Consider the following 12559-nt stretch of genomic DNA (forward strand, 5'->3'; position numbering starts at 1 on the left):
TAAAAATCGCGGAAGGGATGAAACAACAGCGCCTGACGGCGCTGTGTCTGGCATGCCTGCAATCCGGGAAACCGGACCAGGAAAAAACTTGCAGGCCATAACAGTATCTACGAAAGCTAATCATCACGCGCTGGTAATGTCGTAATCCATTTGGCGCAGTGCGTCTAATGTGGCTTTGGCTTCATCTTCGTCGATGATGCTCATGGCAAATCCGACGTGTACCAGCACCCACTGGCCCAGTAGATCGGCAGGGTTACCTTCACAAATCAGGGCGATATTCACATCGCGCTTGATACCACATACTTCAACCTGCGCAAGCTGGTGAATATCTTCACCGACAGCCAGCACCTGGCCTGGAACGCCAATACACATTATTAACTCCGGTTATTCAACTTCAATACTTTTGACGATCAGCGAATCGCCGGTATCGACACGCAACCGCTCGCCGTGACAGAGCGGACACTGCGCATCGTGCTGATGAATCTCCACCACCTGGCTGCAATCCCAGCACCAAGCCTGGGCGGGTTTATAGACGATATGTAAATCGCACCCTTGCGCCACCGTTCCGTGGCAGACAATTTCAAAACTAAAACGGACGGCGCTCTCCTCAACGCAGGAGAGCGCGCCAATTTCCAGCCACACGGCGGTGACGCGCTTAACATCGTGCTGCTCCGCCTGCCGTTGGATAATTTCAACGGCGCTCTGGCAAAGAGACAACTCATGCATTTTCGCCACTCCTGCGACCAAACAGCAGGGCGCGACGCCCTGCGTGTGGTACATCCGGATTCGTGACTGGCAGCGAAAGGATCATTCGTGCGCAGTCATCCGTCAGGCGTTGGCCCTCTTCAATCGACATGCTGTGCGAAAGCGGCGACATCAGCGAACAGGAGAGATATTGCGAAACACCGTCCAGTTCGCCAACGGTAAAGGTCATAGTGCCATACGGCAGTTGCAGACCAATTTTTTCACTCACTTTGCGCAGCGGCCAGAGTTGATCCGGGCCGGGGAAGATAACTGCACTCAGCATCCACGGGGTGATCACACACCCCGTCCACTGACCTTCGAACAGCGTAAAATCAGAAACATACACCGGCATTGAAGGATGCAGAAAAGAGAGATCGTGCATCGAACGCCGGGCAATTTCTTCAAACGCTGCCTGTACTTGCGCCTTCGGGGAGGTCTGGAAACCTGCTATCTCTTCAGTCATGAATCGCCTCCCGTGGGATGGCTTCCACGCCAGATTCACGCAGCGCAGCCAGAACCTGCTCAAGCGCAGGTTCAATCATTGCTTCAACCGTCGGCGTTAAGCCGATGTGTGGCTCCAGCGATTCCGGGATCACGCCGACCAGGGTCAGCTTTTTCGGAAACTCGCCGGTGAAGCGCAGGGCCGACAAGACGTCGGCCAGGCCAAGCTGATGCGGAGAGATTTTGTTGGTAAACAACGCCGGAACTTCTTCATCCCGCAGGATCATCATCGTTCCCGGCGCGTTCTTTTTCGAGACAATGGCATCCGCAATAATCAAATGATCGCGATTTGCCATGTCGCCAAGCAGCTCCATTCCCGCCGTGCCGCCATCGAGGATCTCAACATAATCCGGCAGAATGTATCGTTGCTCTAACGCTTCGACAATCCGCACACCGATGGCTTCATCGGTCAGCAAAATATTGCCGACCCCTAAGACTAAAATACGCATTACAGAACCTTCACTGAAACCACTTCGTTGCCGTCAGCATCCACTACGTGTACCGCACAGGCCATGCACGGGTCAAAGGAGTGAATGGTACGCACCACTTCCAGCGGTTTATTCGGATCGGCAACCGGTGTACCCACCAGCGACTGCTCGTAAGGACCGACGTCATCATTGAAGTTACGCGGACCAGAGTTCCAGGTTGATGGAACAACCGCCTGGTAGTTGCTGATGATACCGTCTTTAATAACCATCCAGTGAGAGAGCATACCGCGCGGCGCTTCGAGGAAGCCAACACCTTTGAATTCACCCGTTGCCGGAATGTTCGGCTTCACAAAGGTGGTGTGATCGCCTTTGCCGATATTGGTGATCAGTGCACTGTATTGGTTTTGCAGGATATCCTGCAATTCACAGCAGTGAACGGTACGACCAATAATACGGCCCAGCGTGGAGTGCAGCTGTGCCACTTCCAGCGTGTTGCCAGTCAGTTTCTGATAAATCGCAACGATTTCATTCAGTTTGTTCTGGGTAGATTCGCGACCTGCCGCCAGTTTCACCAGCATATTAGCCAGTGGCCCCACTTCTACCGTTTTGCCGTAGAAAGTCGGTGATTTCACCCAGGAATATTTCCCGTCGTCAGACCAACCATCATAAGCCGGAATGGTGGTGCCTTCCCACGGTGCCTGCGGCGCTTCGTCTTTATACCAGGAGTGCTTCGCGCTTTCCTGAATGCCTTTGATCAGGTATTCATCGGAATGAGAAGTGATCGGACGATACGAGGACAGATCCGCATTCTCAATGTAGCCGCCCGGGAACAGGAAGCTGCCGTTTTTACTGTCGGTCGGGAATTCCGGCACGCTCAGGTAGTTCACCGCACCTTTACCGCGTGTCAGCCATTCCGGGTAGAACGCGGCAATAACTGCGGTATCAACCTTATAAACCTGCTCAACAAAGTCGCTCAGTTTGTCGATGAAAGACTTGATGTACATCAGGCGCTCAAGGTTCAGCACGCCCAAACCGTCGAGGTTGATCGGGTTCGCGACACCACCTACCGCCAGGTTCTGAATGTGCGGCGTTTTACCGCCCAGCAGCGCCACGACGCGGTTAGCGTCACGCTGGCACTCCAACGCTTGCAGGTAGTGCGCTACCGCAATCAGGTTCACTTCCGGCGGCAGTTTCATCGCCGGATGACCCCAGTAGCCATTAGCGAAAATACCCAACTGACCGCTGGCAACCAGATCTTTGATCTTGTTCTGAACTTTGGTGAACTCTTCCGGACTGTTCAGGTGCCAGGTCGAAACGCCTTTCAGCATTTCGGAGGCTTTGGTTGGGTCAGCTTGCAGTGCAGAAGTGATGTCCACCCAGTCCAGCGCCGAAAGCTGATAGAAATGAACAATATGGTCATGCGTGGTGTGCGCAGCCAGAATGATGTTACGGATGTATTGCGCGTTAACCGGAACGTCGATATTCAGCGCACTTTCTGCCGCACGAACGGAAGACAGCGCGTGAGTGGTAGTACATACGCCACAGATACGTTGCACAATCATCCATGCATCGCGCGGATCGCGGTTTTTCACGATCTCTTCCATGCCGCGCCACATGGTACCGGAAGCCCATGCTTTCGAAACGACGCCATTTTCGATTTCGCAATCGATGCGTAAATGCCCCTCAATACGGGTTACCGGATCAATAGTAATTCTCTGGCTCATGCTTTGCTCGCCTCATGACGATTATGATCGTTTTGTTTTAAAGGAGGAAGTATCGGCAGTAGACGAATGAGTACGATGTAAGCGCAAATCTCAATAGCCACAAAACCAATAGAAATCAACAGTTCTTCCCAGGTCGGGAAGTAGGCGTAACCGCCGCCCGGGTTGAATGCCACCAGCGAATAGGTCAGACGCCAGGTTGCACAACCTAACAGTGCGCTCAGTGCTGACAGGAACAGCATGCGGGAATCATTACGCAGCTTCGCCACACGCAGAACGACCAGCGGGAAGAGCATCAGCAGGACTTCAATCCAGAACATCACGGAGTAGAAGTCACCGGCAAACGCTAACGACAGCTTGTCGCGATAGATAAGCTCGCCAAAGCGCAGCACGATGAAAATCGCCAGCAACACACTGATGGTGTTGGTCAGCTTAACAAACAGACTCTTTTCATCCGGACCGTTGCCACGCAGACCCGCCTGCACCAGCGAACCTTCAAAGATGACAATCGAGAAGCCCATGATGAACGCCGTCAGCAGCGAGAACAGCGGCAACATTTCATAGCTCTGCCACAACGGATGCACCTTGTAGCCCGCCGAGATCATCAGCGACCCCATTGAAGACTGGTGCATGGTCGGCAGCAGCGCACCGAGCGCGATGATGAAGAACATCACCTTATTTAGTCGCTGTAGCGACACCTTCCACCCCAGACGTTCAAACAGTGCCGGAGCAAACTCCAGTGCCATCACGCCGATATAGATGGTCATACAGACCGCCGTCTCGAACAGTACCGAGTTCACGTTGAAGTGACCCGGAATGTAGAAGTACGGCAGGTTCCAGTAGCGACCCACGTCGATAGTGATCGACAAGCCACCCAGTGAGTAACCAAACAGACTCGCCAACAGCGCCGGACGCACCAGCGGATGGTATTGCCCACGGTTAAAGACGTATACCGCCCACGCCAGCGCCCAGCCGCCACAGGCAAAGCCGGTGCCAATCAGCAGGTCAAACGCGATCCACACGCCCCACGGGAAGCCGCCGTTCAGGTCAGAGACAGAGCCCAGACCGAACACCAGACGCTTCACAATCAGGAGCATACAGATGACGATTAACGGTCCAAAAATCATGACCGGTTTACTGATGATTTTGCCGCCCAGCGGTTGTGGATCATGACTCATGATCGTCTCCTCCGTCGTGATGGTCGTTTTTGGTGTTGCGACGAACCAGCACGGTTAAGCCCGCCAGCACAGCCAGTGGTAGCATCATGCCTTTATACAGGGTGTGTTGAATATTTTCGGAACGCGCACCGGTAGAAAGATCGTCCAGTTTCGGCAGGTCGAGATTTTCATAAGGCACACCCGTCAGTACCAGAACCTGAGTACCGCCGCCCTCTTTCTCGCCGTACAGATGCGGATAATATTTCGGCACCGTATGCAGGTAAGTGTCGCCAGATTTCAGCGTCTGACGCGGATAGTGGTATTCGCTGCCAGGCTTCAGCGCCAGACGTTTTTTCGCCTCCGCCATCAGCTCTTCACGCGTACCGAAAATCACCGCGCCCGCCGGGCACACTTCTACGCAGCCAGGTAGACCGCCTTTATCGAGACGTTCCACACCTTTCTGGTTGCACAGCTCGCACTTATGCAGCGCACCAAACGGGTTGTTGTAGTCGTACTTCGGCACGTTGTACGGACAGGCGACCATGCAGTAACGGCAGCCGGTGCACACATCTTTGTCGTAATGGACAATGCCGGTTTTCGGATCTTTTTTCAGTGCAGAGACCGGGCACACAGAGACACAGTTCGGATCGACGCAGTGCATACACTGTTTCTTAATGTACGCGTAGCCGTTCTCCTCCTGGTCTTTGTTGACCCCTGTGCCGCTGGTCCACACCTGAATGATGTTATTGGTATACGGCGACAGTTTGTCGTTGTTCGACCAGGTCTGTTCCCCTTGCGGGTTACGTTCAGGGAAATTGATATCCTGACACTTGGTGACGCAAGCCTGGCAGCCTACGCACAAGGTCGAGTCGTACAACATCCCCAGCGATCCCGGAATTGGCGGGCGGTTTTCAGCAGCCGCATGACTGACAGACGGCAGCGCGCCCGTCAGCAATGCCCCGCAGGAGGCTGCTTTAATAAAATTACGTCTGTTCACGGTTATTCTCCCCGTGAGTCAGCGTTATCTTTCTTTTGCTGACGACCCAGTTCACGCACCGCCATCACGCTGACACCGGCAACCAACCCAACCACACCGCCGAGCAAACCAATAGCGCCTGCAGAGACGTTGCCGCCCTCTTTAGCGTTAACATCCGGTTTCTGTGAACGCGGAGTTTGATTTTCGACGTTGGCAAGCTGATGGATGCCTTTATGGAAGCCGATACCTTCTTCGTTACAGCCATAGCACGGGTGACCAATCGCCACCGGCCACACACCGCCAACATCGCAGAATTGCAGCGTTGAGCAGTTGCCGTAAGTTTCTGGCCCTTTACAGCCGAGGTGGTACAGGCACCAGCCTTCGCGGTGGCCTTCATCACCGAACTCTTTGGCAAAACGACCAGCATCGAAGTGCGGGCGACGTTCGCAGTGTTCGTGAATCAGACGGCCATAGGCGAAGGTCGGACGGTTTTTGTCATCCAGTTTCGGCGGTTTGCCGTAAGTGATGATGTGCGCAACGGTCGCGAGGAAGTTGTGCGGGTTCGGCGGGCAGCCCGGAATATTGATAACGGTTTTGCCTGGCAGAACTTCTTGCAGGCTGACTGCGCCAGTTGGGTTAACTCCAGCTGCGGCAACACCGCCCCACGCAGAGCAGGAACCGATAGCGATAATGGCTGCTGCGCCTTCCGCCGCTTTGCGGATGTGATCCACAATCGGCTCACCGGCAACCATGCAATAAATACCGTTATCTTTTAATGGGATGGAACCATCCACCACTAACACATACTGCCCTTTGTACTTCTCGAGAGCGTTATGTTTGTTCTCTTCGACCTGATGACCGAAGGCGGCGGAAAGCACTTCGTGATACTCCAGAGAGATAGTCTCCAGTACGAGGTTTTCTACCGTTGGATGCGTTGCACGAAGCAGAGATTCCGTACAACCGGTGCACTCCTGCGCGCCAATCCAGATAACTGGCGGACGCTGCGGGTTAGTAACCGATTCGGCCATCTCTGCAGCGGCTTTGCTACTTAACCCCATGGTGGCGGCTAATGCTGCACAAAGCTTCATGAAATCACGACGGTTAATGCCGTGAGAATGGATGAGGGTGTTATCTCCAGTCATTTATAGTTATTCCGTTGCGAAGACCTGGCATATATTTTGCCTCAATCGCAAAATCAATAATGCGATCGATGCGCCATTTACCACACATTTATTATGGTTATCGATATCATGATACTGCGGCGGGGCGCTAAAACGAAGGGAAGAAGCATTAGTGTAATTAATTAAAGCAAGATAATACGTATGTTTGATCAATTTTCGAGGCGATAACCGGCCATAAAAAAGCGCAACGTAGAACAGGAATTATTCTCACGAAAGAAATCCATTACCATCTCTTTATCCAGTCCATAGCGGCGCGTCAGAATACCCGCTTCCCAGGCGCTAAGCTGGCGATCTCCGGTCTTTTCGTACATCCGGTGTGAGTAGCCTAATACAAAACCGCGTTTATAATCGGCACAGAATTTTGTCACATTAACCGCACTGTCGGCATGCGTTGCTTTTAATCCCGCCATTAAGCCTTTACCAAAATGGTTATTCATCGTTCACCTCATTCGCTATATATTGTCATATATAGCGATATTTTAGGCAAAGAACGACTTTTGCGCACGCTATTTTTTCATGCTTGTTTAAGACGTAATCCCGTAAGAGATAAACCTATCAGGAGAGATATTTATCGAACCATTTCAGTGTCCTTTGCCAGGCAAGATCGGCGGCAGATTTGTCATAACGGGGCGTGGAATCATTATGGAATCCGTGATTAACCCCCGGATAGATATACGCCTCATAAACCTTATTATTGGCTTTCAACGCCGCCTCGTAAGCAGGCCAGCCCTCGTTGATTCGGGTGTCCAGTTCCGCGAAGTGGAGTAGTAAAGGCGCTTCAATCTTCGCCACATCGGCAGTGGGTGCCTGACGACCATAAAACGGCACCGCGCAGGCCAGTTCCGGATACGCGACAGCCGCCGCGTTCGATACGCCACCGCCATAGCAAAATCCGGTAATACCCACTTTGCCTGTCGCTTGCGGATAGCGTTGCATAAACTCAATTGCGGCAAAGAAATCATTCATCAGTTTGTTGGATCAACCTGCTGTTGCAGCTCACGACCTTTATCATCATTTCCCGGATAACCTCCAACGGAACTTAAGCCGTCAGGTGCCAGGGCGATATACCCCGCCTTCGCCACTCGCCGTGCCACATCTTCGATATACGGATTCAGTCCACGATTCTCATGCACCACCACTACGGCTGGCGTTTTGCCGCTCATCTTTGCGGGCTTCACCAGATAACCCCGCACCTCGCCGTGACCATTTGGCGAAGGATACGTGATGTACTCAGCAACAATTTCCGGGTCGGTAAACTCTACCTGTGTCGCCAGCGCATAATTTGGCTTGAGCAAATCAAACAACGCTAATGCCGTCATCCCGCCTACTGCACTTCGCCGCAAGGTTGAGGAACTCACGTTTCGAGATTTTCCCGTGAGCGTAATAGTCATAGTAATCCAGCAACTCTTGTGGGAAATCTTTGGCGGTTAAACGCGGCATCGTTGCACTCCTCAGTTGGTGTTTTTTTAAGCAAAGCATAAGCACGTGTTTTTGCCCAGTTTTTCGTCACTCTGTGAGCCAGACTACGGGATACGCGCTGGCGAATCGCTAAACTAGAAACATTGTTTCGAAATTGAACGGTGGAAAGGAGAGGTCATGGTCTGGTTAGCGAATCCCGAACGTTACGGGCAGATGCAATACCGCTATTGCGGAAAAAGTGGTTTACGCCTGCCCGCGTTATCGCTCGGTTTATGGCACAATTTCGGTCACGTTAACGCGCTGGAATCACAGCGTGCGATCCTGCGTAAAGCGTTTGATTTGGGCATTACGCACTTTGATTTAGCCAACAATTACGGGCCGCCTCCAGGAAGCGCAGAAGAGAACTTTGGTCGCCTGCTGCGGGAGGATTTTGCCGCTTATCGCGATGAACTGATTATCTCTACCAAGGCTGGCTACGATATGTGGCCCGGCCCTTACGGCTCTGGCGGTTCACGTAAATACCTGCTCGCCAGCCTCGACCAAAGCCTGAAGCGTATGGGGCTTGAGTATGTCGATATCTTTTACTCTCATCGCGTCGATGAAAATACGCCGATGGAAGAAACCGCCTCTGCGCTGGCTCATGCGGTACAAAGCGGTAAGGCGCTGTATGTCGGGATCTCCTCTTACTCGCCAGAGCGGACGCAAAAAATGGTCGAGTTGCTGCGCGAGTGGAAAATTCCGCTGTTAATTCATCAACCTTCGTACAATTTACTGAACCGCTGGGTGGATAAAAGCGGCCTGCTGGATACCCTGCAAAATAACGGCGTGGGCTGTATTGCCTTTACTCCTCTGGCTCAGGGATTGCTGACCGGAAAATATCTCAACGGCATTCCGCAAGATTCACGGATGCATCGTGAAGGGAATAAAGTTCGTGGTCTGACACCGAAAATGCTTACCGAAGCCAACCTCAACAGCCTGCGCTTATTGAATGAAATGGCACAGCAGCGTGGACAATCAATGGCGCAAATGGCGTTAAGCTGGTTGCTGAAAGATGATCGCGTGACGTCGGTATTGATTGGTGCCAGCCGCGCGGAGCAACTAGAGGAGAACGTGCAGGCGCTGAATAATCTGACATTTAGCACCAAGGAGCTGGCGCAGATTGATCAGCATATCGCCGATGGCGAGCTGAATCTGTGGCAGGCGTCTTCCGATAAATGACCTGTTAATAACGGGCGCGCGAACCGCGCCCGAATCAGATCAGTGATTATGACGAGTCAGTCGGTCAAGATAGCCCATCACAAATGCAGAAAGCACAAACGTCAGATGGATAATGACGTACCACATCAGTTTGTTATCCGGGACATTTTTCGCATCCATAAAGACGCGCAGTAAGTGAATGGAAGAAATTGCCACAATCGACGCTGCTACTTTGTTTTTCAGCGACGTTGCGTCCATTTTCCCCAGCCAGTTCAGCTTCTCTTTGTTCTCGGAGATATCCAGCTGTGAGACGAAATTCTCATAACCGGAAAACATCACCATCACCAGCAAACCGCCAACCAGCGTCATATCCACCAGCGACAGCAACACGAGGATCAAATCTGATTCCGCCATCGAGAAGATATTCGGCAGTACGTGAATAATCTCCTGGAAGAACTTCAGCGCCAGGGCAACTAACGCCAGCGAAAGGCCAAAGTACACGGGGGCAAGCAGCCAGCGAGAAGCATACATTGCATTTTCAAGAAAACGTTCCATACATTCCTGTCGTGTAGTTAAAACGGGCAACAGTATATCGCAATTGAGTAAACAGCACGCAACAGCAAATCAACATATACGTTAAACCTTTGTCGCATAATTCTGAGGTTTAGGGATCTTCCTGGTTCCCTTATCAACGCATCGAGAACGTCTACCCTTAAAGGACGTTGAACCTGAAGGGAGAAAAACGATGTCTCATTTAAAAGACCCGACCACGCAGTATTACACTGGTGAATATCCCAAACAGAAACAACCGACGCCAGGCATCCAGGCGAAGATGACACCGGTACCGGATTGCGGCGAGAAAACCTATGTTGGTAGCGGTCGCCTGAAAGATCGTAAAGCACTGGTGACAGGGGGCGATTCCGGAATAGGTCGCGCTGCCGCCATCGCTTACGCGCGTGAAGGGGCTGACGTGGCGATCAGTTATCTTCCCGTGGAAGAAGAAGACGCTCAGGATGTGAAAAAGATCATTGAAGAATGCGGACGCAAAGCCGTTCTGCTGCCAGGCGATTTAAGCGATGAGAAATTTGCCCGTTCGCTGGTTCACGAAGCGCACAAGGCGTTAGGCGGGCTGGATATTATGGCGCTGGTCGCCGGGAAACAGGTTGCCATTCCGGATATTGCAGACCTCACCAGCGAACAGTTTCAAAAGACCTTTGCCATTAACGTTTTCGCGCTGTTCTGGCTAACCCAGGAAGCGATCCCCCTGCTACCGAAAGGTGCAAGTATCATCACCACTTCGTCAATCCAGGCATACCAGCCAAGTCCGCATTTACTGGACTATGCGGCTACGAAGGCGGCGATTCTGAACTACAGCCGTGGCTTGGCAAAACAGGTCGCGGAGAAAGGTATTCGGGTGAATATTGTCGCGCCAGGCCCGATCTGGACAGCACTGCAAATTTCCGGCGGACAAACGCAGGATAAGATCCCGCAGTTTGGTCAGCAAACGCCGATGAAACGTGCGGGGCAACCGGCGGAACTGGCCCCTGTATATGTTTATCTGGCAAGTCAGGAGTCGAGCTACGTCACCGCAGAAGTGCACGGCGTGTGCGGCGGCGAGCATTTAGGTTAAAAAAATGCCCGGTTGTGAAAAGCAACCGGGCATCATTGTGAATTCACTCTTACCTGATGTGGCGAAAACGCCTTATCCGCCTACAAACGCATGAAGATTCAACATGTTGCAATAGATTTTGTAGGCCTGATAAGCGTAGCGCATCAGGCATTGAGCACCTAATGCCGGATGCGTCGTGAACGCCTTATCCGGCCTACAAACGCACGAAGATTCAACATGTTGCAATAGATTTTGTAGGCCTGATGAGCGTAGCGCATCAGGCAATTCTACTTTACTTCGCTTTGGCGGTTTCTTCGCCGACCAGACCTATCTTCAGGTAACCCGCCTGATGCAGCGTATCCATTACCTTCATCAACGTCTCGTAATCGACGGTTTTGTCCGCTCGGAAGAAGATGGTGGTGTCTTTCTTGCCTTCGGTTAACGCATTCAACGCCGTAATCATTGTTTCATCGGTGACCGGATCGTTACCGATAAACATCGAGTTGTCTGCCTTCACCGACAGATAAACCGGTTTTTCCGGGCGCGGCTGCGGCGTGCTGGTAGAAGCAGGCAAGTTCACCTTCACATCTACCGTCGCTAACGGTGCCGCCACCATAAAGATAATCAGCAGAACCAACATCACGTCGATAAACGGCGTCACGTTGATATCATGCATTTCGCCGTTATCGTCGAGGTTTTCGTTAAGATGCATTGCCATCGGATATTATCCTGCGCGTAATTTTTGTGCGACACGAACCGGATGCGCAGCGGCGCTGGCTTCCAGATCCAGGTCACGGCTTTGCAGCAACAATACCTGCGCTGCAACATCACCCAGCATCGCTTTAAAGCCGCCAATCTGGCGTGCAAATACGTTATAGATAACGACCGCAGGAATCGCTGCCACGAGGCCGATTGCCGTTGCTAACAGAGCTTCTGCGATACCCGGCGCAACGACTGCCAGGTTAGTGGTCTGCGTTTGCGCGATACCAATAAAGCTGTTCATGATGCCCCAGACCGTACCAAACAGACCAACGAACGGAGAAATCGCGCCGATGGTTGCCAGATAGCCGTTACCGCGGCCCATTTGACGACCCACTGCGGCGACCCGACGCTCCAGACGGAAGCTGGTACGTTCTTTAATACCTTCGTTATCGTCGCTGCCTTCTGACAGTTCCAGCTCATTCTGCGCTTCATTGAGCAAATGCAGGCTTAAGCTTTTGCTACCAAAATCAGCGGCGATATCGTTGGCCTGGTTTAAGGAACGCGCTTCAGCCAGCAGTTGCTGCTCGCGCTTAAGGCGACGCTTCTGATTGAAGAACTCTACGCTCTTACTGAAGAAGATTGCCCAGGTGACTACGGAGGCCAAAATAAGCCCAATCATCACGCACTTAACGACAATATCGGCGTGCTGATACATACCCCAGACGGAAAGGTCCGTCTGCATTAAATTATTACCCACTGTGTATCTCCAGGACGCAAGTCACAAAATCTGCGCATAATAATATCAAAACGACGTCGAATTGATAGTCGTTCTCATTACTATTTGCATACTGCCGTACCTTTGCTTTCTTTTCCTTGCGTTTACGCAGTAAAAAAGTCACCAGCACGCCATTTGCGAAAATTTTC

Annotated in this window: 14 protein-coding genes and 1 pseudogene; 2 read left to right on the forward strand and 13 right to left on the reverse strand. The window is 52.1% G+C overall.

Annotation, left to right across the window (positions count from 1 at the left end; all coding sequences use genetic code 11):
- Nucleotides 1–123 precede the first annotated feature (123 nt).
- From hybG to yghX, 10 genes and pseudogenes are all read right to left on the reverse strand, one after another.
- The gene (gene hybG / locus ACJHYW_RS04765) at nt 124–372 is read right to left on the reverse strand and encodes a hydrogenase maturation factor HybG (RefSeq protein WP_000334896.1); all 249 of its coding nucleotides are present in this window, start codon (nt 370–372) and stop codon (nt 124–126) included.
- A 12-nt stretch (nt 373–384) separates the two neighbouring features.
- Nucleotides 385–726 (reverse strand): hydrogenase maturation nickel metallochaperone HypA, encoded by a 342-nt coding sequence (gene hypA, locus ACJHYW_RS04770; protein ID WP_000544953.1) that lies wholly within the window; start codon nt 724–726, stop codon nt 385–387.
- Nucleotides 719–1207, reverse strand: coding sequence for a hydrogenase-2 assembly chaperone (gene hybE / locus ACJHYW_RS04775; RefSeq protein WP_000134014.1), 489 nt, complete (start codon nt 1205–1207; stop codon nt 719–721). The genes hypA and hybE overlap by 8 nt, the downstream gene beginning before the upstream one ends.
- Nucleotides 1200–1694 carry a HyaD/HybD family hydrogenase maturation endopeptidase gene (locus ACJHYW_RS04780; protein ID WP_001221939.1) on the reverse strand — a complete coding sequence of 165 codons (495 nt, stop codon included), beginning with the start codon at nt 1692–1694 and terminating at the stop codon, nt 1200–1202. The genes hybE and ACJHYW_RS04780 overlap by 8 nt, the downstream gene beginning before the upstream one ends.
- The gene (gene hybC, locus ACJHYW_RS04785; protein WP_000083065.1) at nt 1694–3397 is read right to left on the reverse strand and encodes a hydrogenase 2 large subunit; all 1704 of its coding nucleotides are present in this window, start codon (nt 3395–3397) and stop codon (nt 1694–1696) included. The genes ACJHYW_RS04780 and hybC overlap by 1 nt, the downstream gene beginning before the upstream one ends.
- Nucleotides 3394–4572: a Ni/Fe-hydrogenase cytochrome b subunit gene (gene hybB / locus ACJHYW_RS04790; RefSeq protein WP_000017703.1), complete on the reverse strand. Its 1179-nt coding sequence runs from the start codon at nt 4570–4572 to the stop codon at nt 3394–3396. Before hybB ends, hybC begins: the two co-directional genes overlap by 4 nt.
- Nucleotides 4562–5548 carry a hydrogenase 2 operon protein HybA gene (gene hybA / locus ACJHYW_RS04795; RefSeq protein WP_001081870.1) on the reverse strand — a complete coding sequence of 329 codons (987 nt, stop codon included), beginning with the start codon at nt 5546–5548 and terminating at the stop codon, nt 4562–4564. Before hybA ends, hybB begins: the two co-directional genes overlap by 11 nt.
- A gap of 2 nt (nt 5549–5550) precedes the next feature.
- Nucleotides 5551–6669, reverse strand: a complete 1119-nt coding sequence (hybO, locus tag ACJHYW_RS04800; RefSeq protein WP_000145410.1) for a hydrogenase 2 small subunit — start codon at nt 6667–6669, stop codon at nt 5551–5553.
- 188 nt (nt 6670–6857) lie between these two features.
- Nucleotides 6858–7145 (reverse strand): DUF2623 family protein YghW, encoded by a 288-nt coding sequence (gene yghW / locus ACJHYW_RS04805; protein WP_001059136.1) that lies wholly within the window; start codon nt 7143–7145, stop codon nt 6858–6860.
- A 118-nt stretch (nt 7146–7263) separates the two neighbouring features.
- Nucleotides 7264–8148, reverse strand: a pseudogene (gene yghX / locus ACJHYW_RS04810) (YghX family hydrolase).
- Between the two features lie 156 nt (nt 8149–8304).
- Here yghX and gpr point away from each other — a divergent pair.
- Nucleotides 8305–9345, forward strand: a complete 1041-nt coding sequence (gene gpr / locus ACJHYW_RS04815) for an L-glyceraldehyde 3-phosphate reductase (protein ID WP_000262172.1) — start codon at nt 8305–8307, stop codon at nt 9343–9345.
- Nucleotides 9346–9384: 39 nt separating this feature from the next.
- On the opposite strand, the gene ACJHYW_RS04820 is transcribed toward gpr, so the two are convergent.
- Nucleotides 9385–9879 (reverse strand): TIGR00645 family protein, encoded by a 495-nt coding sequence (locus tag ACJHYW_RS04820; protein ID WP_000439331.1) that lies wholly within the window; start codon nt 9877–9879, stop codon nt 9385–9387.
- Nucleotides 9880–10069: 190 nt separating this feature from the next.
- Here ACJHYW_RS04820 and yghA point away from each other — a divergent pair, with 190 nt between their 5' ends.
- Complete coding sequence (gene yghA / locus ACJHYW_RS04825; protein ID WP_000018760.1) at nt 10070–10954, forward strand: NADP(+)-dependent aldehyde reductase; 885 nt, start codon at nt 10070–10072, stop codon at nt 10952–10954.
- A 271-nt stretch (nt 10955–11225) separates the two neighbouring features.
- Here yghA and exbD read toward each other — a convergent pair whose 3' ends face one another.
- Both exbD and exbB read right to left on the reverse strand, forming a co-directional pair.
- Nucleotides 11226–11651, reverse strand: a complete 426-nt coding sequence (gene exbD, locus ACJHYW_RS04830; protein WP_001240712.1) for a TonB system transport protein ExbD — start codon at nt 11649–11651, stop codon at nt 11226–11228.
- Between the two features lie 6 nt (nt 11652–11657).
- Nucleotides 11658–12392, reverse strand: a complete 735-nt coding sequence (gene exbB / locus ACJHYW_RS04835) for a tol-pal system-associated acyl-CoA thioesterase (protein WP_000527844.1) — start codon at nt 12390–12392, stop codon at nt 11658–11660.
- Nucleotides 12393–12559: the final 167 nt, after the last annotated feature.

It is taken from the genome of Escherichia sp. WS3063 (assembly GCF_046486595.1).
GTDB classification, from domain to species: Bacteria; Pseudomonadota; Gammaproteobacteria; order Enterobacterales; family Enterobacteriaceae; genus Escherichia; species Escherichia coli.